20 protein-coding genes are annotated in these 26,629 nt (G+C 65.3%); 11 read left to right on the top strand and 9 right to left on the bottom strand.

What is annotated here, in order from left to right; genetic code table 11:
- Nucleotides 1–35: 35 nt before the first annotated feature.
- The 6 genes from IVB12_RS15120 to garD all read left to right on the top strand — a co-directional run bounded on the left by IVB12_RS15120 (nt 36) and on the right by garD (nt 8,020).
- The gene (locus tag IVB12_RS15120; protein ID WP_247278695.1) at nt 36–1,388 is read left to right on the top strand and encodes an MFS transporter; all 1,353 of its coding nucleotides are present in this window, start codon (nt 36–38) and stop codon (nt 1,386–1,388) included.
- A gap of 126 nt (nt 1,389–1,514) precedes the next feature.
- Nucleotides 1,515–2,420, top strand: coding sequence for a LysR substrate-binding domain-containing protein (locus IVB12_RS15125; RefSeq protein WP_247300146.1), 906 nt, complete (start codon nt 1,515–1,517; stop codon nt 2,418–2,420).
- A 123-nt stretch (nt 2,421–2,543) separates the two neighbouring features.
- Nucleotides 2,544–3,488, top strand: a complete 945-nt coding sequence (gene kdgD, locus IVB12_RS15130; protein WP_247300148.1) for a 5-dehydro-4-deoxyglucarate dehydratase — start codon at nt 2,544–2,546, stop codon at nt 3,486–3,488.
- A gap of 26 nt (nt 3,489–3,514) precedes the next feature.
- Nucleotides 3,515–4,858 (top strand): glucarate dehydratase, encoded by a 1,344-nt coding sequence (gene gudD / locus IVB12_RS15135; protein WP_247300150.1) that lies wholly within the window; start codon nt 3,515–3,517, stop codon nt 4,856–4,858.
- Nucleotides 4,859–4,936: 78 nt separating this feature from the next.
- Complete coding sequence (locus IVB12_RS15140) at nt 4,937–6,385, top strand: aldehyde dehydrogenase family protein (protein WP_247300152.1); 1,449 nt, start codon at nt 4,937–4,939, stop codon at nt 6,383–6,385.
- Between the two features lie 93 nt (nt 6,386–6,478).
- A complete protein-coding gene (garD, locus tag IVB12_RS15145) occupies nt 6,479–8,020 on the top strand; it encodes a galactarate dehydratase (protein ID WP_247300154.1) in 1,542 nt (513 codons plus the stop codon).
- Nucleotides 8,021–8,110: 90 nt separating this feature from the next.
- Here garD and IVB12_RS15150 read toward each other — a convergent pair whose 3' ends face one another.
- From IVB12_RS15150 to IVB12_RS15160, 3 genes are all read right to left on the bottom strand, one after another.
- A complete protein-coding gene (locus IVB12_RS15150; RefSeq protein ID WP_247300156.1) occupies nt 8,111–8,467 on the bottom strand; it encodes a hypothetical protein in 357 nt (118 codons plus the stop codon).
- Between the two features lie 292 nt (nt 8,468–8,759).
- Nucleotides 8,760–9,356, bottom strand: a complete 597-nt coding sequence (locus IVB12_RS15155; RefSeq protein WP_247300157.1) for a DUF2147 domain-containing protein — start codon at nt 9,354–9,356, stop codon at nt 8,760–8,762.
- A 119-nt stretch (nt 9,357–9,475) separates the two neighbouring features.
- Nucleotides 9,476–10,504, bottom strand: a complete 1,029-nt coding sequence (locus IVB12_RS15160) for an NAD(P)/FAD-dependent oxidoreductase (RefSeq protein ID WP_247300159.1) — start codon at nt 10,502–10,504, stop codon at nt 9,476–9,478.
- 184 nt (nt 10,505–10,688) lie between these two features.
- Here IVB12_RS15160 and IVB12_RS15165 point away from each other — a divergent pair, with 184 nt between their 5' ends.
- Nucleotides 10,689–11,156 (top strand): thioesterase family protein, encoded by a 468-nt coding sequence (locus IVB12_RS15165; RefSeq protein ID WP_247278704.1) that lies wholly within the window; start codon nt 10,689–10,691, stop codon nt 11,154–11,156.
- A gap of 17 nt (nt 11,157–11,173) precedes the next feature.
- On the opposite strand, the gene IVB12_RS15170 is transcribed toward IVB12_RS15165, so the two are convergent.
- Nucleotides 11,174–11,494 carry a 2Fe-2S iron-sulfur cluster-binding protein gene (locus IVB12_RS15170; RefSeq protein WP_247278705.1) on the bottom strand — a complete coding sequence of 107 codons (321 nt, stop codon included), beginning with the start codon at nt 11,492–11,494 and terminating at the stop codon, nt 11,174–11,176.
- Nucleotides 11,495–11,663: 169 nt separating this feature from the next.
- Nucleotides 11,664–12,038, bottom strand: a complete 375-nt coding sequence (locus tag IVB12_RS15175) for an Hpt domain-containing protein (protein ID WP_247300162.1) — start codon at nt 12,036–12,038, stop codon at nt 11,664–11,666.
- A gap of 398 nt (nt 12,039–12,436) precedes the next feature.
- On the opposite strand from IVB12_RS15175, the gene IVB12_RS15180 reads away from it, so the two are divergent.
- Nucleotides 12,437–18,145, top strand: a complete 5,709-nt coding sequence (locus tag IVB12_RS15180; RefSeq protein ID WP_247300164.1) for an apolipoprotein A1/A4/E family protein — start codon at nt 12,437–12,439, stop codon at nt 18,143–18,145.
- Between the two features lie 272 nt (nt 18,146–18,417).
- Here the strand turns inward: IVB12_RS15180 and IVB12_RS15185 are convergent, their stop codons facing one another.
- The 3 genes from IVB12_RS15185 to IVB12_RS15195 are packed head-to-tail and all read right to left on the bottom strand — an operon-like array spanning nt 18,418 to nt 21,210.
- Nucleotides 18,418–19,287 (bottom strand): MlaD family protein, encoded by an 870-nt coding sequence (locus IVB12_RS15185; RefSeq protein ID WP_247300166.1) that lies wholly within the window; start codon nt 19,285–19,287, stop codon nt 18,418–18,420.
- A 16-nt stretch (nt 19,288–19,303) separates the two neighbouring features.
- Nucleotides 19,304–20,074, bottom strand: coding sequence for an ABC transporter ATP-binding protein (locus IVB12_RS15190; protein WP_247300168.1), 771 nt, complete (start codon nt 20,072–20,074; stop codon nt 19,304–19,306).
- Between the two features lie 2 nt (nt 20,075–20,076).
- A complete protein-coding gene (locus IVB12_RS15195; RefSeq protein WP_247300170.1) occupies nt 20,077–21,210 on the bottom strand; it encodes an ABC transporter permease in 1,134 nt (377 codons plus the stop codon).
- A gap of 134 nt (nt 21,211–21,344) precedes the next feature.
- Here IVB12_RS15195 and dgcA point away from each other — a divergent pair, with 134 nt between their 5' ends.
- Nucleotides 21,345–22,340 (top strand): N-acetyl-D-Glu racemase DgcA, encoded by a 996-nt coding sequence (gene dgcA, locus IVB12_RS15200; RefSeq protein WP_247300172.1) that lies wholly within the window; start codon nt 21,345–21,347, stop codon nt 22,338–22,340.
- Here the strand turns inward: dgcA and IVB12_RS15205 are convergent.
- The gene (locus IVB12_RS15205; RefSeq protein ID WP_247300174.1) at nt 22,310–23,506 is read right to left on the bottom strand and encodes a major facilitator superfamily domain-containing protein 6; all 1,197 of its coding nucleotides are present in this window, start codon (nt 23,504–23,506) and stop codon (nt 22,310–22,312) included. The two genes, dgcA and IVB12_RS15205, sit on opposite strands and share 31 nt — an antisense overlap.
- Nucleotides 23,507–23,581: 75 nt before the next feature.
- Between IVB12_RS15205 and IVB12_RS15210 the strand changes: the two genes are divergently transcribed.
- Entirely contained in the window at nt 23,582–25,006 is a 1,425-nt protein-coding gene (locus tag IVB12_RS15210; protein WP_247300176.1) for a hypothetical protein, read from the top strand.
- Between the two features lie 718 nt (nt 25,007–25,724).
- A complete protein-coding gene (locus IVB12_RS15215) occupies nt 25,725–26,501 on the top strand; it encodes a Crp/Fnr family transcriptional regulator (protein WP_247300179.1) in 777 nt (258 codons plus the stop codon).
- Nucleotides 26,502–26,629: the final 128 nt, after the last annotated feature.

The raw sequence follows: 26,629 nt of genomic DNA on the forward strand, positions 1-26,629 counted from the left end.
CTTGAGGAAATGTTCGAGTTCTAAGGAGGCGCGTGATGAGCGCAGTGGTGTCCGCGGCGGACGTGAGGAGGTCTCGCGTCAGGCTGTTCATCGTGACCATGTTGTTCCTGGTCACCACCGTCAATTATGCCGACCGCGCAACGCTGTCGATCGCAGGCCCCGCACTCTCCAAGGAGCTGCATCTCGATCCGGTCGCGATGGGCTACATCTTCTCGGCGTTCGGCTGGTCCTATGTGATCGCGCAGGTGCCGGGCGGCTGGTTGCTCGACCGCTACGGCTCGCGCCTCGTCTATGCCTTCAGCATCATCGTTTGGTCGATCTTCACGATGATGCAGGGCTGGGTCGGCTTCTTCAGCGCCGGCACTGCGATCGTCGTGCTGTTCGCGTTACGCTTCCTGGTCGGCATCGCCGAAGCGCCCTCCTTCCCCGCCAATGCGCGCATCGTCGCGGCCTGGTTTCCGGGCAACGAGCGCGGCACCGCGTCGGCGTTCTTCAATTCGGGGCAGTATTTCGCGACCGTGATCTTCGCGCCGCTGATGGGCTGGATCGCGCACGCCTACGGCTGGCGCTTCGTGTTCTTCGTGATGGGCGCGCTCGGCATCGTCATGGGCCTCGTCTGGATCAAGACCATCTACGGCCCGAAGGAACATCCTTCGATCAACGATGCCGAGTTCGACTACATCAAGGAGGGCGGCGCGCTCGTTGATCTCGACGCGCCCAAGGACGATCTGAAGCAGGAGCGCGCGCCTCAATCCGGCTCCGGGTGGGACCACATCCGCCAGTTGCTCTCCAACCGCATGATGCTCGGCGTCTATCTCGGCCAGTATTGCATCAACACGTTGACCTATTTCTTCCTGACCTGGTTTCCGGTCTACCTCGTCAAGGAGCGTGGGCTGTCGATCCTGCAAGCCGGCTTCGTCGCGACGCTCCCGGCGCTGTGCGGCTTCATCGGCGGCGTGCTCGGCGGCATCATCTCCGACGCCATCCTGCGCAAGACGGGCTCGCTGACCCTGGCGCGCAAGATCCCGATTGTCGGCGGCATGCTGCTGTCGATGTCGATCATCGCCTGCAATTATGTCGACGGACAGGCATTCGTGGTCGGCTTCATGGCGCTCGCCTTCTTCGGCAAGGGCATCGGCGCGCTCGGCTGGGCGGTCGTCTCCGACACCTCGCCGAAGGAAGCCGGCGGCGTGTCCGGCGGCCTGTTCAACACGTTCGGCAATCTCTCCTCGATCACCACCCCGATCGTGATCGGCTACATCCTGGCCGCAACCGGTTCGTTCAACGGCGCGCTGGTGTTCGTTGGTCTCAACGCGCTGGTGGCGGCGTTCGCCTACCTCGTGATCGTCGGCAAGATCGAGCGGGTGGTGCTCAAACGTTCCTCCTGAGAGCTCCGAGCAATCGGAGCGGACCAGGCAACTCAACGGCGGCTTAATCAGCCGCCGTCTTTGTTTTGGGGGTGATCGATGCTAGAAGTGCCGGGGAAACGCCTTATCCATCTAAGGCATGTATCGATGTTCGACCTCAACCAGCTCCGCTGTTTCGTCACGGTGGCGGAGGAATTGCATTTCGGCCGCGCCGCCGCGCGGCTGAACATGACCCAGCCGCCTTTGTCGCGGCAGATCCAGGTGCTCGAGCACATCATCGATGCGCCGCTTCTGGAGCGTACCAGCCGCTCGGTGCGCCTGACGCCCGCGGGGCGCAGCTTCCTGCCGGAGGCGCGGCGCATTCTCAAGCTTGCGGAAAGCGCCTCGCAGGTCGCCCGCCGCATCGCGCTCGGCAAGACCGGCTCGCTGAAGATCGGCTTCACGGCCGCCGCGGCCTACGGCTTCCTGCCTGAGCTCGTCGCCGCCTGCCGTGCAAAGCTGCCTGAAGTGGATTTCTCGCTGAAGGAGATGGTGTCCGGCGACCAGTTCGAGGCGCTGACCTCGGGCCAGATCGACGCCGGCCTGCTGAGGCCGCCGATCGCGCGTCCCGAGCTTGCCAGCCGCCGCGTCGTTGCCGAGCCCCTGCTCGCCGCGATCCCGAAGAAGCATCCGCTGGCGAACGCCGACAGCGTCACCATCAAGGATTTCGACGACCAGCCCTTCGTGATGTATTCGCCTTACGAGAGCCGCTACTTCCACGATTTGCTGGTGGCGCTGTTCACGCGCGCCGACGTGCTGCCGCGCTACGTCCAGCATCTCAGCCAGATCCACTCGATCCTCGCCATGGTGCGCGCCGGGCTCGGCCTCGCCATCGTGCCGGCGGCGGCGGCGAGCCTGAAGATCTCCGACGTGCGGCTGGGGCCGCTGAAGCTGCGCACCCGCCTTCCGGTCGAGCTCTTCATGGTCTGGCGCCGCGACGACGAGAATCCGTTGCTCTCGGCCCTCGTCAAAATCGCCGGTGAATTGTCCTCCGCGGAGGTGATAGAGGATTGATGCTCAATCTGCATCAGTCGATATAGGCTTTGGCTTGGACGCGCATCGAACGGTTTCCTAAACACCGGCCCATGGACGCGCAGGCTTGCGTCCTCCACAACACGCAAGAAGGGAGCCGCGCCCATGAGCAAGATGACCCCGCCGGAGATGGCCCAGAAGATCGGATCTGGCCTCCTGTCCTTCCCCGTCACGCCGTTCAGCGCTGACTACTCCTTCGACGAGGCGACCTATCGCGCTAACATGGACTGGCTGTGCGGCTATGACGTCGCCGGCCTGTTCGCCGCCGGCGGCACCGGTGAGTTCTTCTCGCTGACGCCGACCGAGGTTCCGCAAATCGTCAAGATCGCCGTCGAGGAGACCAAAGGCCGCGTGCCAGTGCTCGCCGGCACCGGCTACGGCACCGCAATCGCCCGCGAAATCGCCCTTGGTGCCGAGAAGGCCGGCGCCGACGGCCTGTTGCTGCTGCCGCCCTATCTCACGCATGCCGAGCAGGAGGGTCTCGCCGCCCATGTCGAGGCAGTCTGCGCTGCCGTGAAGATCGGCGTCATCGTCTACAACCGCGACAACGCCATTCTCCAGCCCGACACGCTGGCTCGCCTTGCGGAGCGCTGCCCGAACCTCGTCGGCTATAAGGACGGCATTGGCGACATCGAGCTGATGACCCGCGTCTATACCAAGCTCGGCGACCGCCTGACCTATATCGGCGGCCTGCCGACCGCGGAGACCTTCGCGCTGCCCTATCTCGACATGGGCGTGACGACCTATTCCTCGGCCGTGTTCAACTTCGTGCCGGAATTCGCCACCAACTTCTACGCCGCCGTGCGCAAGCGCGACCATGAGACGATCCACGCCGGCCTGAAGAACTTCATCCTGCCGCTGATCGCGATCCGCAACCGCAAGAAGGGCTATGCAGTCTCGATCATCAAGGCCGGCATGAAGGTGATCGGCCGCGACTCCGGCCCGGTCCGTCCGCCGCTGACCGATCTCACCGAGCAGGAGGTGGCGGAACTGACCGCGCTAGTAAAGAATCTGCCCGCCATCCGATCGACACAACAGGCAGCAGAATAGCGAACGACAATAGAGAGGAGCGTGCGATGGTCCAGACGGAGATCTCTGGCGCACCGGTCGTCACATCGATGCAAGTGATCCCGGTCGCGGGCCGCGACAGCATGCTCCTCAATTTGAGCGGCGCGCATGCGCCGTTCTTCACCCGCAATATCGTCATCCTCACCGACAATTCCGGTCATACCGGCGTCGGTGAGGTGCCCGGCGGGCAGAAGATCTGGCAAACGCTCCAGGACGCCCGCGATCTCGTGATCGGCAAGACCGTCGGCGCCATGAACAACATCCTCGCCGACGTCCGCACCACTTTCGCCGACCGCGATGCCGGCGGTCGCGGTAAGCAGACGTTCGACCTGCGCGTCATGATTCACGCGGTCACAGCGATCGAATCCGCACTGCTCGATTTGCTCGGCCAGCATCTGGGCCTGTCCGTCGCGGCGCTGCTCGGCGAGGGCCAGCAGCGCAACAGCGTCGAGACGCTCGGCTACCTCTTCTTCGTCGGCGACCGGCGCAAATCCCGCCTGCCCTATGTGGAAGGCGAGACCGGCAAGGCGGAATGGTTCAACCTCCGCCACCAAGAGGCGATGACGCCGGAGAGCGTGGTGCGGCTCGCGGAGGCCACCCACGACCATTATGGCTTCGCCGATTTCAAGCTCAAGGGCGGCGTGCTCCGCGGCGAGCAGGAGATCGAGGCCGTCACCGCCATCGCAAAACGCTTCCCGAACGCGCGCGTCACGCTCGATCCCAACGGCGCCTGGTCGCTCGATCAGGCTGTCCGGCTTTGCAAGGACATGCACGGCATGCTCGCTTACGCTGAGGACCCCTGCGGCGCCGAGGCCGGCTTCTCCGGCCGCGAGATCATGGCCGAGTTCCGCCGCGCCACGGCCTTGCCGACCGCGACCAACATGATCGCGACCGATTGGCGGCAGCTTTCTCATGCGCTGCGTCTCGGCGCGGTGGACATTCCGCTGGCCGATCCCCATTTCTGGACCATGCAAGGCTCGGTGCGCGTCGCCCAGACCTGCCGCGACAATGGCCTGACCTGGGGCTCGCATTCCAACAACCATTTCGACATTTCGCTCGCCATGTTCACGCATGTCGGCGCCGCCGCACCTGGCAAGGTCACCGCGATCGACACCCACTGGATCTGGCAGGACGGCCAGGCGCTCACCAAGGAGCCGCTCCAGATCAAGGGCGGCAAGATTGCCGTCCCGGACAGACCTGGTCTGGGTATCGAAATCGACAGGGCCGCCATCGACGCCGCGCATGACCTCTACAAGCAGCATGGACTTGGCGCCCGGGATGACGCTATTGCCATGCAGGACCTGATCCCCGGCTGGACCTTCGACGACAAGCGTCCCTGCCTCGTTCGCTAAGAAACTCAGGCATGATTCCGGAAAAGTGGGTACCGGTTTTCCGAGAGGGATCATGCCCCTAATGACTTGGAGGAATACATGACTGCGATCCTGAAGAACTTCATCGGCGGCGAATGGGTCGACGGCTCCGGCGTCACCAGGAATATCAACCCCTCCAACACCAACGACCTCGTCGGCGAATATGCCAAGGCCGACAAGGCGCAGACCGAAAAGGCGATCGCCGCCGCCAAGGCCGCCTTCCCCGCCTGGGCGCGTTCGACGCCGCAGGAGCGCTATGACGCGCTGAACAAGATTTCTCTCGAAATCCTGGCCCGCAAGGAAGAGCTCGGCCGCCTGCTCGCGCGCGAGGAAGGCAAGACGCTGCCGGAAGGCATCGGCGAAGTCGCCCGCGCCGGCCAGATTTTTGCGTTCTTCGCCGGCGAAGCGCTGCGCCTGATCGGCGAGAAGGGCGCCTCGGTGCGTCCCGGCCTCGACGTCGAGCTCACCCGCGAGCCGATGGGCGTCGTCGGCATGATCACGCCCTGGAATTTCCCGATAGCGATCCCCGCCTGGAAGATCGCGCCCGCGCTCTGCTACGGCAACACGGTGGTGTTCAAGCCGGCCGAGCTGGTGCCGGGCTCGGCGCACGCGCTGTCCGAGATCATCACCCGCTCCGGCATTCCCGCGGGCGTGTTCAACCTTGTCGTTGGCTCCGGCTCCGTGGTCGGCCAGACGCTGCTCGAACACCCGGACGTCGCCGCGATTTCCTTCACCGGTTCGGTTCAGACCGGCCGCAAGATCGCGCAGGCCTGCGTGCTGTCGAATCCGATGAAGAAGTTCCAGCTCGAGATGGGCGGCAAGAACCCGCTAGTCGTGCTCGACGATGCCGACCTCAAGACCGCCGTCGAGGTCGCCGTCAACGGCGCCTATTTCTCGACCGGCCAGCGCTGCACCGCTTCCTCCCGTCTGATCGTCACCGAAGGCATCCACGACCGCTTCGTCGCCGCGATGGCCGAGCGCCTGAAGGGCCTGTCGGTGGACGACGCGCTCAAGGCCGGCGTGCATATCGGCCCCGTCGTCGACCAGAGCCAGCTCGATCAGGACCTGCGCTACATCAAGATCGGCCAGGACGAGGGCGCCAAGCTTGCGTGGGGCGGCGAGCTGCTCAAGCGCGAGACGCCGGGCCACTACCTCCAGCCGGCGCTGTTCACCGAAGCCAACAACAATATGCGCATCGCGCGCGAGGAAATCTTCGGACCCGTCGCCGCCGTGATCCGCGCCAAGAACTACGAAGAGGCGCTGGCGATCTCCAACGACACCGAGTTCGGCCTGGCTTCCGGCATCTGCACCACCAGCCTGAAATACGCCTCGCACTACAAGCGCAACAGCGAGTCCGGGATGGTGATGGTCAATCTGCCGACCGCCGGCGTCGACTATCACGTGCCGTTCGGGGGGCGGAAGGGCTCGAGCTACGGCGCCCGCGAGCAGGGCTCGTACGCGCGCGAGTTCTACACCACGGTGAAGACGGCTTATACCTTCCCTGGCTGATAGGCCGGGATCGCGTCGCAAGCGTAGGTGCCCACCTCTCCCTTTGGGAGAGGTGAGCGAAAGCACGGCTTCTCCCGTTCTTGAGGAAAGCGTATGGACCAGTCAGTCGCAGCGAAAGAGCAACCCCGCTACATCAAGCTCAACGAGCGCGACAATGTTGCGATCGTCGTCAATGATTTCGGGCTTCCCGCCGGCACCCGCTTTGCCTGCGGGCTGACGCTGCGCGCCTTCGTGCCGCAGGGGCACAAGACGGCGCTGGTCGACATCGCGCGAGACGCGCCGATCATCCGCTACGGCGAGGTGATCGGCTACGCGCTGTCGCCGATCCTGGCCGGCGAATGGGTGGATGAGGCGCGCATTCGCATGCCGGAAGCCCCTGCCCTCGACAAGCTCGAAATCTCGACGGCCGTGCCCGCGCCGCTGCCGCCGCTCGAAGGTTTCACCTTTGAGGGCTATCGCAATCCCGACGGCTCGGTGGGCACCAAGAACATCCTCGGCATCTCCTCCTCCGTGCAATGCGTCAAGGGCACGATGGAATATGCGGTGAAACGCATCCGCGCCGAGCTGTTGCCGAAGTACCCGAACGTCGATGACGTCGTCCCCCTCACCCACGCCTATGGCTGTGGCGTCGCCATCACCGCGCCCGACGCGGTGGTGCCGATCCGCACGCTGCAGAACATCGCGCTCAATCCGAATTTCGGCGGCGAGATTCTGGTCGTCGGGCTTGGCTGCGAGAAGCTCGCGCCGGAGCGGCTGGTGCCGGAAGGCGTCAGCGATGCGATCGTGCGCATGCAGGACGAGGCCTTCGATGGCTTTGGTGCGATCGTCGATGCGATCATGACCCAGGCCGAGGCGCGGCTGAAGGTGCTCAACACGCGCAAGCGCGAGACCTGCCCGGCCTCCGACCTCGTGATCGGCCTGCAATGCGGCGGCAGCGACGCGTTCTCCGGCGTCACCGCCAATCCCGCCGTCGGCTTCGCCGCGGACCTGTTGGTGCGTGCCGGTGCCACCGTGATGTTCTCGGAAGTCACAGAGGTGCGCGACGCCATCCAGCTGCTCACGCGACGCGCCATCAACGAGGACGTCGGCCGCGCGCTGGTGCGCGAGATGGCCTGGTACGATTCTTATCTTGCCCGCGGCGGCGCCGATCGCAGCGCCAACACCACGCCCGGCAACAAGAAGGGCGGCCTTGCCAACATCGTCGAGAAGTCGCTGGGCTCGATCGTCAAGTCCGGATCGTCCGCCATCACCGGCGTGCTTTCGCCCGGCGAGAAGGCGACTCAGAAAGGCATGCTGTTCGCGGCAACTCCTGCCTCCGACTTCATCTGCGGCACGCTCCAGCTCGCCTCCGGCATGACGCTGCAGGTGTTCACCACCGGCCGCGGCACGCCCTACGGCCTTGCGGCCGCCCCCGTCATCAAAGTCGCAACCCGCAGCGAACTCGCGCGGCGCTGGAAGGACCTGATCGACTTCGATGCCGGCCGCATCGCCACCGGCGAGAAAACCATCGAGGAAACCGGCTGGGACCTGTTCCGCCTGATCCTCGACGTCGCCAGCGGCCGGACAAAACCGTGGTCGGACCGCTGGGGCATCCACAACGATCTCACGCTGTTCAATCCGGCGCCGGTGACCTGAAGAAAGCGATCGACGAAACGATCTTGAAACCGAACCCTGAAGCGTTTCGTCTTCCTTTCACCGCCGCTACCCATCGAGGACTTACCTCGTTCACGTCATGCTGCCCGGCATGAAGCAGCGCACGCGCGGATGGCCGTCGATATAGTGTTTCCACACCATGGTGCGGCCGATCTTGTTCGGCACGGTGATCACCGCGCCGTCGGGCACCACGACCCATTCGTTGTCGATGCGCACGCGGTAGCGGCCGCGATCGGACGCCCAATCGACGTCGGCGATGACGTAGCCGTCGGCGTCGGTGCAGCATTGTCCGAACTCGCTGTGCAGGCTTTCGAACCAGGGTTTTAGCGGCGAGTTGGCGTAGCGCCCGTCGTCGCGCGCCAGCGCCGATGTGGCCAGCAGCGTCATAAGGCCCAGCAGCGGGGCCGCACGCGATGTTGCAGATCTCATGTCGTCTCCGCGGATCGAAATCATCGCCGCGAGGGACAACGCCTGCCGTTCGCCTTTCGCGGCTCGGCGAAAGGCGTGAAGGACAGCGACTCACCCCCCAACAGCTTTGCGGAGGCTATGCAATTCCAGCGCCAGCACGCATTCCGGGGAACTACTGGCGGAGGGCGGAATGATCGACGCGTTGCGGCGGATGCGCACCATCATCGGGCTCGCCGAAGGCGAGACCCGGTGGCGGGCCGATGACGCCAGTGAATGGGAAAGCAGCCGGGATGATACCCAGCGTGAAGCGCCCTTACTGCTTGGGCGCCGGCGCCACCATCGCGCCGCCCTTCTTCGCCGCAGGTGCCGCCGGCTTCGCGGCGGCGGCCTGCGCAGGGAGATATTTTGCCACGATGGCAGGATCAATCTGCGCGATGTTGGCATCGGGCAGCCGCGTCCAGGTCTCGTCCTTACCGAGCAGCGCGATGCCAAGATAGCCGCGCAGCGTCAGGGTCTGGCCATCGGGACTGATCTTCATGTTGGCTTTCCAGATCTGGCCGTCGCGCGGATTGAGCACATTGCCGCCTTCGTACTTCAAGCCTTCGCGCTTCATGTTGCGGACGAAGGAGATGCCGAGCACCGGCGCGTTCTTGCGGTCGTCCGTGCACTTGCTGCAGACCTCGTTCGGATCGTCGCCGGGCCGCGGGAAGGTCTTCGCGATCACGCCTTCGAAGATGCCGTTGCGGTCGATGAAGAGAAACCATCCGACCGTCTTGCCGTCTTCGACCTTCTGCCAGAGCCCCGCCGCCGTTGGCTCGGCGGTCTGTGCCGCAGACGGTGTCACCGCAAGAAGCGACAACGCGAGCGCGAGGAGGGGGAGCAGCCGAGAGCTGGAAAGAAGATTCTGCATTAGATCACCTTGCTATGCCAATCACTTGCTAGCCAGGACTGGATGGCCACAGAGTACGGCGATTTCGCGAACGGCTCCAGCACCAGAAACATGGGACATGGCCTTCCGGCCCCAACCGCTCAGTTGACGCCGAGCTTCTTTTGCAGACTGGAGGACGAGGTCGTGTACTGGAACACCAGCCGCTTCTCCGGATAGACGTAGCGATGGGCTTTTTGCGACATCAGCGCCCCCTCGTGGAAGCCGCACAGGATCAGCTTGATCTTGCCGGGATAGGTGTTGATGTCGCCGATTGCGAAGATGCCGGGCACGTTGGTCTCGAACGCGGATGTCTCGACCGGCACCAGATTGTTCTCCAGCGCGATGCCCCAGTTCGCAACCGGCCCGAGCTTCATGGTCAGGCCGAAGAAGGGCAGCATGGTGTCGCAGGCAATTTCAGTCATGGTGTTGTCGTTGCCCTTGATGGTGGCACCAGAGAGCTTGCCATCAATGCCGGAGAGCGCCGTGACTTGGCCGAGCCGCAGATCCATCTTGCCGCCTGCGACCAGCGCGCGCATCTGCTCGACGCTGTGGGGCGCGGCGCGAAACTCGTCGCGCCGGTGCAGCAGCGTGATGCGCTTGGCAAGTGGATGCAGATTGAGTGTCCAGTCCAGCGCGGAATCGCCGCCGCCGACGATCAGCACGCTCTTGTCACGAAATGTCTCCATCTTGCGCACGGCGTAGTGCACTGAAGTGCCTTCATAGGCCTCGATCCCCGGGACCGGCGGGCGCTTGGGCTGGAACGAGCCGCCGCCGGCCGCGATCACCACCACCTTGCATTCGAACACCTTGCCGGCATCGGTGGTGCAGCGGAATGCAGGATCGCCGATCTTCTCCACGGTCTCGACCATCTCGCCGAGATGGAAGGTCGGATGGAACGGCTTGATCTGCTGCATCAGCGCCTCGGTCAGCCCCTGGCCCGAGAGCTGGGGAATGCCGGGAATGTCGTAAATCGGCTTTTCCGGATAGAGCTCGGCGCATTGGCCGCCGACCTTGTCGAGAATGTCGACGAAATGCGCCTTCATGTCGAGAAGGCCAAGCTCGAAGGCGGCGAACAGACCGCACGGGCCGGCGCCAATAATCAGCACATCGGTTTTGATCACGTCGCTCATGTCGTCTCTTTTATCGGTCGTTACCGGTTGGACGGCGTCCCTTAGGCCGAGGGTGACCCTGCCTGTCTAGCCAACGGGGATGGATCAGGGAAGGCATAAAAGCGGGAGCGCCCCGCAGCCGCACCCACTTGCCGGGTCAAACTAACTGGGCTGTAACGAGCAAGGATATGACGGAGATCAATCGGTGAACGCACCAAGCCACCTCGATACGACGCCGCGCCTGGAAGACTACCCATATCGCCTCAGCGACAACGTGCGCTTCGGCGATCTCGATCCCAACCAGCACGTCAACAACGCCGTCTACGCCACCTATTTCGAGACCGGCCGTGTCACGCTGATGAAGCTCCCGGAATATGGGCTGACGCCGCCGGGTCTTGCCTGGATCATGGTGCGGCTCGACATCCATTTCCGCGCCGAGCTGCACTGGCCGAACACCATCGAGCTCGGCCTCGGCGTGGTCAAGCTCGGACGAACGTCGGTGACCTTCGAGCAGGTCGTATTCTCGCAAGGAAAGTGCATCGCGTCGGCGAATTCGGTCGGCGTGATGATCGACGAAGCGTCGCGGCGGCCGACGCCGCTCACAGCGGAAGTGATCGCAAAGCTGAGACCCTGGCACAAGCGCGGCATCGAGGTCGCGCCGGCGAGGACATAGTTACCTAATCGAGTGGATCAGGCCTGGCGTTCCGGCGTCGCGACGACGAGCCCGTCGAGTTCGTCGGAGACCTTGATCTGGCAGGACAGGCGCGAGTTCGGGCGCACGTCGAAGCCGAAGTCGAGCATGTCCTCTTCCATCGGCGTCGGGTTGCCGACCTTCTCGCGCCAGGCTTCGTCGACATAGACATGGCAGGTCGCGCAGGCACAAGCGCCGCCGCATTCGGCCTCGATGCCCGGAATGCTGTTGCGGATGGCGGCTTCCATCACGGTTGCGCCGTTCTCGATTTCCACCGTGCGGGTTTCGCCCTTGTGGTCGACAAAGTGAATCTTGGCCATGTGTGCTCGTGCTGCCGCGGTGCTTGGAATGAAGGAGGGGTCCCGGCCTGTCCTATAACGGGTCGGTCAGCCCGGCGCCATAGCGTTTTCGGCGCGCGGTGAATCCCGCTTCGCGGGAAGAAAACGCGTCAAAACAAAAGAGTAGAACCCGGTTCTGACAGTACGCGCCTTAAGGCTTCAGCATCGCCTCGATGGCGGCGCGAGCCTCGGTGACCGCCTCTTTCAAGGCAGCAAGGGCGTGGGGCCGACCATGGCCGGTGCGGATCGCGGTCTCCAGGCTGCCTGCGGCATCGGCCACGGCAAAGGCGCCGATCCCTCGTGCCGAGCCTTTGAGCTTGTGGGCCAGTGCGCCCGCCTCGGCCGGCAGCGCCGTCATCGCTGCAACCAGGCGGACCGCCTGCTCGGCGAACATCGCCAGCACTTCCCGTTCCAGCTCGGCATCGCCGAGCGTCATGCGGGCAAGGTGATCGAGGTCGAGCGGACTGTCGATGGGTGCAAGCGGGGGCGAGGGCATCCAGTCCATCCGTTGCAGTTCAGGCGTCATGACCCAGGCCCCGGCAGCGCGCGATCGTCCCGCCGGTCCGGCGGTCAGGTTCCTCCCACCCAAGCATGAAAATGGTTAACGAAATGTTTGGGCCGTTTTACGCAATTCCGCCGATTTGTTGACGAGAAGTTGCCGCAATCGGCCGAGTTCGGTGGAGAATTGCATTTAGTGCTAAGGCGTTACGGCGCGATCCTGTTAACGATGATTAACATTGTCTTAATCGCAGCCATTTCATTCGCGACGCTCTGCCAATAGGATGTTGCAGAAATTGGCGGACAAGCCGTCCGGGTGGGGACGGCTCGGAGATCCGCGCAAGCGGCATGATCCGGTCTGTGGGCTTGCGTATCGCGCAGGGCTCGCGGGGGGACGCGTACAAGTAACGAGGGCTCGGACTGAACATGGCGAACACTCCGAAAAAGGCCAAAGACCCCACAGAAGTTGCGCTTTCTGCGATCCAGGAAGCCCTTAACATTAGTGACACCGCTGCGGATACCAGCCGCAACGCCGCGATGCGCAACGAGACGGTGCCTCCGGTGGGGCCGCCCGCGCCTCCGGTCTTCGACGAGCCGAGCTTCGAGTCGCGCCCCGCCGCCAACGAACGCGCAACTGCGTTCGACCCGATCGAGGAGCCGCGCACCTCCCGCCGCGCCGCCAATGATGACCGTGAGACCATCGGCCAGTTGCTCCAGGCGCTTCAGAGGGGCCGCCCTGCCCGCAACGTCTACACCTTCGCCACCATCTTCGCCGGCGTCTGGCTCGCCGCCTGCGCCGCGCTGACATTCGGCTTCCTGCCCTCGATCCAGGCCGCCATGGGCCAGAGCGGCGGCGTGCTCGTCGTTGCCGGCCTGATCGCGATGTTCTTCGCGCCCATCATGCTGTTCTACTTCCTGGCGAGCCTCGTTTGGCGCGGCCAGGAAATGCGCATGATCGCGCAGGCGATGGCGCAGGTCGCGATCCGCTTCTCCGAGCCGGAAGGCTCGGCCTCTGACTCCATGGTCACCGTCGGCCAGGCGATCCGCCGTGAGGTCGCAGCGATGGGCGACGGCATCGAGCGCGCCATCGCGCGCGCCGGCGAGCTCGAGACGCTGGTCGCCAACGAGGTCGCGGCGCTCGAGCGGGCCTATTCCGACAACGAGGTGCGCATCCGCGCCCTGCTCCAGGACATCGCGCATCAGCGCGACAACCTGGTCGGCCAGGCCGAGCAGGTCCGCAGCGCCATCTCCGGGGTGCAGATCGACCTGCGCCACGACATCGCGCTGATCTCGGACGCGATCGCCTCGCGCGTCGACGAGGTCGCCAAGTCCATCACCGGCGCGCTGGAAGAGCGCGGCGCCCACATCACCCAGGCCCTGAGCAATGCCGGCGACAACATGATCCTGGCGCTCGGTGAGCGCGGCGGCGACCTGCTCGATCGCCTCGAGGAGGCCAGCAACGAGACCACGCGCGCCGTGCTCGACGCCAGCGAGCGGCTGACCACCAGCCTCAACTTCAAGACCGGCCACGTCCACGACGAGTTCGTCGATCTCGCCGACCGCGTCCACGAGATGCTGAACGAGCGCATCGACCGCATCACCGGCGAGTTCGAGCAGCGCTCCGCCGCGATCGTCGACGGCATCTCCGAGCGCACCGAGCTGGTGCATGATTCCCTGAAGAATTCGTCGGACTCGCTGCTGCTCGAGCTTGAGCTGCGTTCCAACGACATCTCCGCCAAGATCGACGATGCCGGCAACCGGCTCGCCGGCCAGATCATGACGAGCGGCGACAAGGCGAGCGAGGCGCTGGACGCCACCGTCAACAACCTGGTCGCCAAGGTCGTCAGCCAGACCGAGACCGCGCACGACTCGCTGTCGCTCCAGATGAGCGCCTTCGACGAGCTCGTCAGGAACCAGGGCACCGAGCTGGTCGAGAAGTTCGCCCGCGATTCCGGCACGCTCGGCGCGCTGATCACGCGCCACATCTCCGAGTTCGACCGCACCGTGAAGACCTTCGGCGGCGAGATCGTCGAGCGCATGGGCCAGCGCACGCAGGACATCGCCGAGACGTTGAAGACCTATGTCGACAATTTCGACACCCGTTTCACGTCGAACGGCGGCCAGATCACGGCCGTGCTCGACCAGCGGCTGGTGCAATTCGAGACCACGATCGGGGAACGTGTCAGCAATCTCGACGCCTCGCTGGACGGCAAGATCGCCAGCCTCGACGGCACGATCGAAGGCCACATCAGGACCTTCGACCAGCAGCTCGTCGGCCGCGTCGCCGCGCTCGAACAGTCGTTCGACACCCGCGCCAGGTCCATGACCGAAACCATCGATGGCCGCATCAATACGCTGGCGACGTCGCTGAGCGATGGCGCCGTGCAAGCGATCCAGTCGATCGATAGCCGCCTCACCCACCTCACGACCTCGCTGACCAGCGGCGCATCGCAGGCCATCGAAACCCTCGACGCGCGCCTTAACCACCTCACCACCTCTCTGACCGACGGCGCATCGCAGACCATCCAGTCGATCGACACGAGGCTGACGCAACTCACGACGACGCTGACGGGCGGCGCCTCGCAGGCGCTCGAATCCATCGACTCCCGCCTCACTTACCTGACCTCCGCGGTGACGAACGGCGCCTCGCAGGCCGTGCAGTCGATCGACACGCGCCTCACGCTGCTGACCTCGACCCTCACGGACGGCACCGCGCAGGCGATCGAGGCGGTCGACCGCCGCATCACCGGCGTCACCGAGGTCATCGACGGCCGCACCGTGCATCTGACCGACACGGTCACGGCGCGCTTCCAGGAGATCCACCACGCCATCGAGACCAAGGTCGGCTCGGTCGCGAGCGACATCGACGTGCGCGTGGCGCAGTTCGAGGACCTGCTCGGCTCGCGCGTCGAGGCGGTCGCCGGCCGCATCGAGAGCAGCGGACGCCAGGCCAGCGAGGACATGATGTCCCGCGCCGAGATGATCTCGACCGCGATCCGCTCGCATGTCGAGGACGCCGAACGTTCGCTCACCAACCTCGTCGTCAACACCAGCGAGACCATCCAGACCGGCGCGCGCACCGCTCAGCAGTCGCTGCTGACGGTCTCCTCCGATGTCAACGCCCAGCTCAAGATGACCTCGTCCGAGGTCGAGCGCGCGCTGACCGCGGTCGGCACCGGTGCTGCGAACTCGATCCTGACCAGCGCCCGCGAGGCGCAGTCAACCCTGGTCGCCGCATCGGGCGATGCCTCCAATCAGATCAAGGGGCTCGCGGCCGACGTCGAACGCACGCTGTCCGCAGCGGGCTCGGCGACCGCGGCCTCGATCCTGGCCGGCGCCCGCGAGGTGCAGACCACGCTCGTCACCGCCTCTTCGGATGCGGCCAACCATGTCAAGACGCTCACCGCCGACGTGCAGCGTTCGCTGTCGCTGGCCGGCACCACCACAGCGGAGGCGATCGTCGCCGGCGCCCGCGATGCGCAGGGCGCGCTGATCGCGGCTTCGACCGAGACCGCCAACCAGATCAAGGCGCTGTCTTCCGATGTGCAGCGCTCGCTCTCGATGGCGGGCACTTCGACCGCCGAGACCATCATGAGCGGCGCCCGCGAGGCCCAGAGCACGCTGGTCACGGCGTCCTCGGATGCAGCGAGCCAGGTCAAGTCGCTCGCGGCCGAAGTGCATCGTTCGCTCTCGCAGGTCGGCCAGTCGACCGCCGAGACGATCACCACCAGCGCCCGCGACGCCCAGAGCACCCTGCTCACGGTCTCGGCCGAGCAGACCAGCCAGGTGCGTTCGCTCGCGGCCGAGATGCAGCGCGCGCTGGCAACCGCTGGCGGCGCCACCATCGAAGCGCTCACCAGCGGTATCCGCGAGGCCCAGGGCACGCTGATCTCCGCCTCGACCGACGCGGCGAGCCAGATCAAGTCGCTGACCACGGATATCGAGCGCACGCTGACCGCGGTCGGCGCCGACACCGCCTCGACGATCCTCAACAGCGCGCGTGAGGCGCAGACCTCGCTGACCTCGACCTCGGCGGATGCCGCGAGCCAGATCCGCACAATCTCGACCGAGATCGAGCGTACACTGAGCGCAGCCGCCGCGAACGCGACCAACGACATCCAGACCAGCGCGCTCAGCGCCCAGAACGCGCTGATATCCGCCTCTAACGAGGCCAGCTCGCGGGTCAAGTCGAGTTCGGCCGACGTCGAGCGCTCGGTGCTCGCCGCCAGCAGCAGCTTCGGCCAGGCCATGACCGGTAAGACCGACGAGATCGTCACCTATGTGCAGCAGCAGGCCGACCGTCTGTCGAACATGATTGACGCCAAGCGCGGCGCCCTGGTCGACGCGATCGGCTCCCAGACCAACCAGCTCACGCTCGACATTGATCGCGTCACCTCCGACGCGCTGAAGTCGATCGAGACGCGCGGCCAGGCCTTCTCGCAGACTATGATGGGCAACGGCTCGGAAGTCGCCCGCGCCATCAATACGGCGAGCGAGATCGCCACCGGCGCGGTCGGCAAGTCGCTCAAGGACCTCGAGCAGGCCTCGCGCTCGGCGATCGACCAGTCGCGCCAGGTCTCGATCGCGGCCGTGACCGAGATGCAGGAGACCAGCAAGATCCTACGCACCGACACGGTGGCGCTGTTCGAGCGGCTGCGCGAAGGCAACATCCTGCTTCAGGAGGTGCTGACCGGTGCGCACGACAACCTCAACTCGCTCGAGCGGGCGCTGGTGACGCGCGTCGCCGACTTCGTCTCGGCGATGAACGACGTCACCTCGCGCAACGGCGCCGCGACGCAGAACCTGGAAGACCAGCTCAACGTCTTCAACAGCAAGACCACGAAGGCGCTCCAGGACCTCGGCGAGCTGTCGACCCAATTCGACAAGCATGGCAAGGCGCTTGTCGAGGCCGCGCAGGTCGTCGAGCAGAGTAACAAGAACACCACCGCCTCGCTCGCCGAGCGCAAGCAGGCGCTGGAATCGCTCGTCACCACAATCGACCTGCGTACGGCCGATCTCGACCAGCGCCTGTCGCGCTTCACCGGCCTGCTCGATGAATCGCTGGCCGCAGCCGAAGAGCGTGCCCGCGACATCGCCCGCGTCGTCGCCGAGACCGCCGGCGCAGGCTCTGCCGCAATCACCCGCCAGTTCGAGGCGGTGCGCGCGGCGTCCGAAGAGGAGCACCGCCAGACCATCGAAGCCATGCACGACATCTACCGCCAGACCACCGACGAGGCGGATGCGATGTTCAAGCAGTCGACCGAGCGCTTCAGCAATCTGGTCGCAAGCATGAAGCAGATGGCGCTCGAGATGCACAACGAGCTCGAATCCACCCGTAACGAGCTGCGCCGCGGCGTACTCGAGATGCCGCAGGAGGCCGCCGAAAGCACCGCGCAAATGCGCAAGGTGATCGTCGACCAGATCGAGGCGCTCGCCGAGCTCAACCGCATCGTAGCCCAGCATGGCCGCGGCCTCGACGTCACCACGACGAGCCGCGGCAGCGTGCAGCGCCAGGAAGAGCCGGCGGTGCTGGCCGCAGTCGCAGGCCGCGCCACCGAGACCCGCATGCGCGACACCGGCAGCGCCTCGACGCTGCCGCCGCCGGATCTCGGCATGCCGGCTGCGCGCCGCACCGAAGCGCCGTCGGTCGCGCCTGCCGGCAATGACCAGGGCCGCGACGGCTGGCTGTCGGACCTGCTCAACCGCGCCGACACGGGTCCTGCCGCCTCGGCCGGCCGTGAGGCTCCCCGCGGCCGCGCGGCACCCGCTCCGCAGCCGCAGGCGCTGCAAGGTGGTGGCAATCCGCTGGAATCGTTGTCGCTCGACATCGGCCGGCTGATGGACCGCAACCTCGCCGCCGAGATGTGGGACCGCTACCAGCGCGGCGAGAACAAGGCCTTCACCAAGCGCCTCTACACGCCCGCCGGCCAGAAGGCCTTCGACGAGGTCGCCCGCAAGTATCGCGCCGACCGCAACTTCAAGGGGACGGTCGACCGCTACATCGCGGAGTTCGAGCGCCTGCTCGACGAAGTCGCCCGCGACGGCCGCGGCCCGCAGGAGCTGCACAGCCACCTGACCTCGGAGACGGGGCTGGTCTACACGCTGCTGGCCCACGCGGCGGGACGGCTCGGGTGAGCGGCTCGTAGCGTCACCGATTAGCGGATGAAAACGGAGGCCTCACGGCCTCCGTTTTGGTTTTGGGCGGCATCCTCGCTGTCGTGCCCCGGACGCAGCGTAGCGCCTCTTCGGCGGTGCGCTGCAGAGCCGGGGCCAATGTCGCACATCACACCGTGTTGCCTTCTGGGTCCTGGCTCTGCGCAGCAACGCTAAGGTCGTTGCAGCGCGTCCGGGACACGAGACCTGGCGCTCACAATACGATGGTGAGCGACACGCGAACGCCTCGCCAACTATCGTCTGCGCTCGCTCGCCGTCGGCTTTGGCGACTCGGGCGGCGGGGCGGGTTGCGATGAGTTGCTGGCGCCGAACAGGACGCGGGTCGGGTTGCGGTCGAAGTTGTTCACGGCGCGGCTGATGTCGCCGAGAGTGCGGCGGCCATCGCTCATCAGCGCGCCGGAGCGCTTGTCGAAATCCTCGGCCAGTTCGCGGATCGACTTCACCGCCTGGAACAGCTCGCCGCCGTCCTTGCCGCCGGCCAGCGTGTTGAGGCCGAGCATGAGATTGTCGGCCTTGAGCATCACGCCGTCGACCTTGGCCATCACGCCATCGATCTTCTCGGAGTTGCGGGCGAGCGAGTTGGTGAAGGTCTCCAAATTCTTCAGCGAGTTCTTCACCGATTCCTGATTGTGGGCGACGATCTTGTTGATGTTCTGGAGCGTGCCGCGGATCGCCTCGGTGACGTCCTGGAGCTTGTTGGGATCCGCCGTCAGCGTCGGGATGCCGTCCTGGTCGAGCGGCGGCGGGGCCGCGTCCTCGTCGCCGCCCTTGAGCGAGATGGCGGCTACACCGGTGAGGCCCTGGAATTCGAGCCCGACCAGCGTGTCCTTGCGGATCGGGGCGTTGTTCTCGATCATGGCGAGTGCGACAACCCGCCGCGGGTTGTCCAGCTTCACCGAGACCACCTCACCGACCCGAATTCCGTTGAAATTGACGCTGCCGCCGTTGCGCAAGCCCGCCGCGGGGCCCTCGAACACGACGCGCAGGGGGCTGCGCTGCTTGGTGGTGTGCAGCGACTGAAACCACAGCACGAAGCCGATCGCAGCGGCGATCACCGCCAGCGTGAACGATCCGATCAGCACGTAATTTGCGCGCGTTTCCATCAGCTACTCCGGCACCTCAGCCCATCACCGCGCGGGCGCGCTTGCCATGGAAATATTGTCTCAGCCAGGGATGCTGCGAGGCCTGCATGTCGGCGATCGACCCTGCTGCAATGATCTTACCGTTTCCTAGAACGGCGATGCGGTCACATGCTGTGTAAAGGCTATCGAGGTCGTGCGTTACCATGAAAACGGTCAGTCCCAAAGTGCGCTGGAGCGTCCTGACCAGCTCGTCGAAGTCGCCGGCGCCGATCGGATCGAGGCCCGAGGTCGGCTCGTCCAGGAAGACGAGATCCGGATCCAGCGACAGTGCACGGGCGAGTGCCACGCGCTTGATCATGCCGCCGGAGAGCTCGGACGGGAAGCGCTCGGCAACTTCCGGCCTGAGACCGACCATGGCCAGCTTGGCCATGGTGATCTCGTCCATCAGCCGCTGCGACACGCGCAAGTATTCGCGCATCGGAAACTGGATGTTCTGCCGCACCGTGAGCGAGGAGAACAGCGCGCCCTGCTGAAACAGCACGCCCCAGCGCCGCTCGACATTTCGCCGTTGCGACGTGCTGGAGGAATCGAGGTCGACGCCGAACACCTCGATGGAGCCTGCGACCTTCGGCACGAGGCCGATGATGGTGCGCGTCAGCACCGATTTGCCGGCGCCCGAGGGACCGACGAAGCCAAGGATCTCGCCGCGCTTGACGTCGAGGTTGAGGCCATCGAGCACGCGCGTTGCGCCGAACTGCACGGTGACATCGCGGACTTGGATGATGGGGTTCTGGATCTCGCCTGCCATCGTCACATCCCGATCGAGGCGAAGAAGATGGCGAAGATGCCGTCCATGACGATGACGAAGAAGATGCCCTTCACCACCGACGCGGTCGTGTGCTGTCCGAGCGATTCCGCGCTGCCCTGCACGGCAAGCCCTTCGACGCAGGCGACGATGCCGATCACCGCGGCCATCACGGGTGCCTTGACGATACCGACGATGAAATGATCGATCGAGATGGCGTCGCGCAGCCGCAACAAGAAGGCCTCCGGCTGGACACCGCCATAAAGCCAGGCGACGAGCCCGCCGCCATAGAGCGCGGCCATCGCGCCGAGGAAAGCGAGGATCGGCAGCGCAATCACGAGCGCCATCATGCGCGGCAGCACCAGCACCTCGATCGGGTCGAACCCCATGGTGCGCAGCGCGTCGATCTCCTCGCGCATCTTCATCGAGCCGAGCTCGGCGGTGTAGGCGCTGCCCGAGCGGCCGGCGACCATGATCGCGACCAGCAGCACGCCGATCTCGCGCAACACCAGCACGCCGAGCATGTCGACGACGAAGATATCGGCGCCGAACCTGCGGAAATGGAAGATGCCTTGTTGGGCGATGATGCAGCCGATCAGGAAGGTGATCAGCACGATGATCGGCACCGCGCGCCAGCAGACCTGCTCCATGTGGTGCACGGTCGAGGTCAGGCGGAACGAGCGCGGGTGGATCAGGACGCGAAAGCCCGCGGCGAGCACCGCGCCGAGCATGTCGACGAGGCCCGCCATCGTACCGGCAACGCCGGCGACCGCCCGGCCGATCTGCTCCAGCATGCCGATGATGGTGATCGTGCTGCCGTCGACCACGGGTGTCGCCCTGACCCGCCGCACCTCGTCCACCAGGCTCGAATAATTGGCGGAGAGCCCCGCGATCTGGGCCTCGACAGGTCCTTTCGTCAGGCTGCGGCGCAGCCGCTCGATCAGCCAGGCGCCGAACGTGTCGAGCTTGGCGACCTCGGAGACGTCGATGAAAATGCTTTGGGGGTTGCCGGCGAGCTGCTCGGCATCGGCCACCAGCCGCTCCAGGACCGGCGCGAAGCTCGCGGTCCAGGTCCCGGTGGCGCAGAGTGCAAGCGCATTGCCCTTGGCAACCCGTTCCAGCTTCGGATCGCCGCTCAAGATGTCCGCTCCCCTGCCGGGACGGAGGAAAACAGAAGGTTGCGCACGCGCCCTTACCTAGAGAAGGTATCCCCAACTGGCCACTATTAGTTGCTACAGGTAACCAGCAGGTTCAGATTTCGCCAGAGTTCAAAATGACTTCCAGCAAACTTGTCTCCCTGGCGGCACGAATCGAACGCTTTCCGATTGCCGGCAGCTTTACCATCAGCCGGGGGGCCAAGACCGAGGCCGTGACCGTCGTGGCGGAGGTCAGTCAGGACGGGCTGACCGGCCGCGGCGAGTGCGTGCCCTACCCCCGCTACGGCGAGACTCCGGAGGCGACGCTCGGCGCCATTCAGGCCATGCAGCAGGCCGTGGCGGGCGGGCTGACGCGGCAGGCCCTCCAGGCGGCAATGCCGCCTGGGGCGGCTCGTAACGCGCTAGATTGCGCCCTGATTGACCTCGAGGCCAAGGTGGCCGGCCTGCGCGCCTGGAACCTGCTGGGCCGCCCGGAGCCCGGCGAGCGTACGACCGCCTACACCATCTCCCTCGGCACGCCCGAGAGCATGGCCGCGGCAACCGCCAAGGCCGCACACCGGCCGCTGCTCAAGATCAAGCTGGGCGGCGAAGACGATCCGGCGCGGATCGCGGCGGTGCGCAAGGCCGCCCCCGAATCCGAGCTGATCGTCGACGCCAACGAGGGCTGGAGCGAGGCCAATCTGGAGCACAATCTTGCCGCCTGCGCCGACGTCGGCGTCACGCTCGTGGAGCAGCCGCTGCCCGCCGGCAAGGACGAGGCGCTGGCACGGATCAAGCGTCCGGTCACGGTCTGCGCCGACGAGAGCGTGCACGACCGCTCGTCGCTCGAGCCCCTGCGTGCGCGCTACGACGCCGTGAATATCAAGCTCGACAAGACCGGCGGCCTCACCGAGGCGCTGGCCATGGCCGATGCCGCGCAGTCGCTCGGCTTCGAGATCATGATCGGCTGCATGGTCGCGACCTCACTGTCGATGGCGCCTGCGATGCTGGTGACGCCGCAGGCGCGCTTCGTCGATCTCGACGGCCCGCTGCTGCTGGCGCGCGATCGCGATCACGGCCTGCGTTATGACGACAGCCTGGTTTACCCGCCGGACGCTTCGCTCTGGGGATGAGACTTGAGCCGGTGCCGCGCCGACCAGATCACCAGCGCACCGGCAGCGGCCATCGCGGCCATGACGTAATACAGGCCGTCGCCGATGCGGGCGTAGATCGCGCCTGACGCGATCGAGGTCGTTGCGCCCAATAGACCGTTGCACGCGGCGTAGTAGCCCTGTCCCCGCGCGATCTGGTGCGGCGGCACGCGCTGCACCAGGAGATTCATGGTGCCGACGATGGTCATGCCGAAGGTGAGACCGTGGCCGAGTTGCACGATCGCGAGCAGCGCCAGCGGCGGCTCGTTGGCGGTGACGATCCAGCGCACCACCGCGCTGAGCCCCCCGATCGCCATCATCGTGGACGGATGCAGCGAGAAGCGCGGCGAAAGGGCGAACACGACGATCTCCGCGATCACACCCAGCGTCCACAGGGCCGCGATCGTCAGCCCGCCGAGACCCTGGAGCTGCCAGTTGATGGCCGAGAAGGTGTAATAGGCGACGTGGCTGCCCTGGATCAGCGCCGCCGAGGCGATGATCGCCCAAAAGCCGCCATCGCGCAGCAAGGCCTTGCCGGCATGCGTCTCGGCGGTCCTGCGCCTGACCTCGTCGAGCGGCTGAAGCAGCAGGCTGGCGAGAACCGCGACTACGGTCCATGCGACGATGACCCAGATCAGATCACGCGGCGCGATGCTGTCGACGAGATAGCCGCAGGCGAGCGAGCCTGCGGCGAACGCCGCCGAGCCCCACAGCCGCAACGGCCCGTAATCGAGCCCGTAACGCGCGACACCGCGCAGCGCGTAGGCATCGGTCAGCGGCATCGTCGGCGTCCACATCATGCAGGTCAGCGCATAGATCAGGAACAGCGCCAGCGGCTGCTGCTGCAAGCCGACCGCGGTAAAGCCGATCGCCGTCACCAGCACCGATACCATCATGGCGGCGCGAATAGCCTGCCGCTTTTCGGCAAAGGCGGTCACTTGCGGCAGCGTGGTGAAGCGCGTGATCGCCGGCAGCGCGTTGATGAGGCCGATCCAGGCCGCGTCGACGCCGATCGCCTTCAGCCACACCGGGAAGAACGGCAGATGCGTGCCCGAGACCGCGAAGACGGCCGAATAGAACAGGGCGAGGCTCACGGCGAATCGCCGCTTCTTGGCTTCCGCGATGGGGATTTGTGATTCGCCTGCCATCAAACCAATTGCGATTCGGTCGATATCGTGGTGATCGTTACAGTAACGCGCGGTGATTTGCGCGACGAGATTGTCATGGCCAACGAAGCATTCGCCCTTTCGCCCATGTCTGCCCGCGCGGCCGAGCCGAACGAGCAGGATTACGACGCGATCCGCGAAGCCTTCATGGAGACCGCGCGCGGCCGCTGGTTCCTCGGCGAATATGCCAAGCGCAACCGCAATGCCGACACCCGCATGGTGCTCGATGCGGTTGCGAAGATCGAAGAAACCCTTGCGGCACAGCGACAACCCGTCGTCGAGGACCGCCTGCCCGAGGCGCTGGTCGATATCCGCCGCGCCATTCGCGAGGCCGAGACGATTGCGATCGCGGCGTTCGATCCCGCCGCGATCGAGGCGAGCCTCGCGCCGATCCCGCGCGGGGTGCGTATCATCAAGGAGATCTCCTGGCGCTGGCGCGAGATCGGCGCCGACGGGCGAATCTGCGACCTCATTGATTCGCAGCTCGCCTCGATCGAGGCGGCCTGCGGACAGATTTCGACCATCGACCCCCGCGTCGAGCTCCAGGCGGCCTTCGATCTGCTGAGGGATCGGCTCGAGCAACTCGACGGCGGCGCAACGCCCCAAGCGGCGCCTTACGAGCCGGCTCCGAGGCAGGAGGCGCCGTCGTCTGCGGCAGACCTGCCGCCTGCCGAAGTCGCACCTGGCGCGATGGCCAGCGAAGCCCCCGTGGCTTCTACGGAGGCGCCGCAGGACATCGCAGCCACTCCGGAGGTCGAAGCACCTGGCGTCACTGAGACGTCGGCCGTTGCCGAGCGGGCCATGGACACCGCAGTCGCGCCGGAGATCGTCGCCGAAAGCCAGATCGCTCCCGAAAGCGCTGCGCTCGACAATGTCGTGCCTGATGATGCCGAGCTTGAAGGCGCCTCGTTTGAAGAGCCGGCCACTGAACCGGCCGCCTTGACGGAAGCAACCGATGCGTTCGCGCTCGATGCCGCCGCGGAAGCCGAGGACGAAGCCATCCTCGAGGCCATCGCGCTGGAGATGGCCGCGCCGGATTCCGACTTCGACGAGATCATCGAGCCGGTGGAGAATGAAGCGGTCGCTCCGGAGCCGGCAGCTGCCGAGGTCGCAGCTCCCGTTGCGGCGGAGTTGCCGGAGCCGATCGCGCCAGAGCCGGTCGTCGCAGCGGTCGAGGAAGAGCCCGCAGACGCGCCGATCGCGATGGAGTCGCTCGCGCGCCTCACCGACGCCATCGCGGAAGCTGCCGCCGAAGTGATGGAGCAGCAGGCCCCGGCCATGGCGGCCACGGCAACATTCGCGGCAGCGCCAACCGCGCCGCTGCCGATGCCCTCGCCGCTGTCCGCGTCCTTGCCGGAGCCCTCGCTCGGCGCCACCATCCTCGCCAGCGGCATCTTGCAGAAGCCCCGCGCGCCGGCGAACGACCCGCTCGCGCCCATCCGCCGCATGACCCAGGCCGAGAAGATCGCGTTCTTCTCGTAAACCTCAGCACCCCACTCCCGTGTCCCGGATTAGCAGCAACGCCCTTTGCGTTGATGCGCAGAGCCGGAACCCAGAAGCCACGTTCCCCGCTGCTACATGGGCGCCGACTTCGCGATCTTGTACGATCTCGTCTGCCGATTGCGAGCAAGCGTCGCGTCAGGCTGCCACGGCCGTACTTGGAACAAGCCGCAATCAACGCGTCCACATCGGCCGAAGCGTAGGTAGCTCCGCGACAACCGTTTCGCTGTTGATGCTCTCGGCTTGCGAGGTCAGTGCACATCTTGGCGGCAGCGCAATGCCATCTCCTGGTGCGAGGAGATTAAGCTTGTGACTATCCAGATCGTGAGTGCGTTTGCGGCGTAGGACAGCAATTCGCAGACACATTCGATAAGTTGATCTGTTCCATGTCGAGCGAAACTGGGATTGCTCAATGCGCAACAGTAAACGAAGCATGTGGAACTCTGGGATTCCGTCTGGCCGTAGGGTTTTACCCATGCGCATTTTGCAATTGCATTGCTGCCCGCGGTGCACTTGCATCGAAATCGTGGAGTTGCGCGGTTGAGCGTTGAGATTGTTGTTGAGAGCGAAGGCGTCTGGAAAATGAATTGGATATCAGTGCGTGTAGAGAAAGCAGACTTAAGCAAATGTTGAGATCGCTGTTCGGTGCCGCTTCGAATGGAGGAAGCGGTGCAAGCGTTACCGCGGCTTCGCTGTGGTAATGGCTTCCGGCGGATTTGGTAACCGCCTTCTTGCAACACTTCCGCGATCAGACTTCGATCTGCTGGCGCCCGAGCTGGAGACGGTCGTCCTCGATCACAACGCGGTGCTCTCGCGAGCGGGCGAGCAGGTCGATTACGTCTTCTTTCCTCATGCCGGCGCCATCTCGCTGATGGTCGACATGGCGGATGGCCGGACGGTTGCAACCGCAGTGATCGGGCGTGATGGGGTCGTAGGCAGTCTTTCGGTGCTGGGGCCGTCGCCTTCGGCCATTACCGCCATCGTTCGGGTGGCGGGCACCGCCTCTCGGATTTCCGCGTCGCGATTTCACGCCGCTTTTGGCCGGAGCCCTGCGATCCGCCACGCAATCCAGAGCCACGTTAGAGCGATGCTCATCCAGTTTCAGCTCGGCTCGGCCTGCCATGCGCTGCATCCGGTCGAAGCCCGCATGTCGCGTTGGCTGCTTCAGTTGCGCGACTGCGTCGACCAAGACGTCCTTCCGCTCACCCAGCAGGAGCTGTCGCAAATACTCGGTGTCCGACGAACGACGGTGACGCTCTTGATGCGCAATCTGCGCGCGTCCGCTGCGATCATCTCTGATCGAAGAGGCCAGATCGAAATCGACCGGTCCCGACTGGCGGCGGCCGCCTGCGAGTGCCACGACACCATGCGGCGCGAAATCGAGGAGGTGTTCTCGATGGGGATGGGCCGATCACGCGAAACGGCCGTTTCGCGTGATCGGCGAATCCTGACCAGCGAACCCGGCGGCGCTGGGTAAGCTGCTTTCAATTGGGTCGAGACACGCCGCAACCTTGCACGATTGCCCTCCTCCTTCCGAGGAGGTCAGGAGGGCGCTGGTGAACTAAAAGCCAGTTGCCGGAGAGAGAAGGACGGAGCGTCGAACCT

The sequence above is a fragment of the Bradyrhizobium sp. 179 genome, assembly GCF_023073535.1.
Lineage (GTDB): Bacteria > Pseudomonadota > Alphaproteobacteria > Rhizobiales > Xanthobacteraceae > Bradyrhizobium.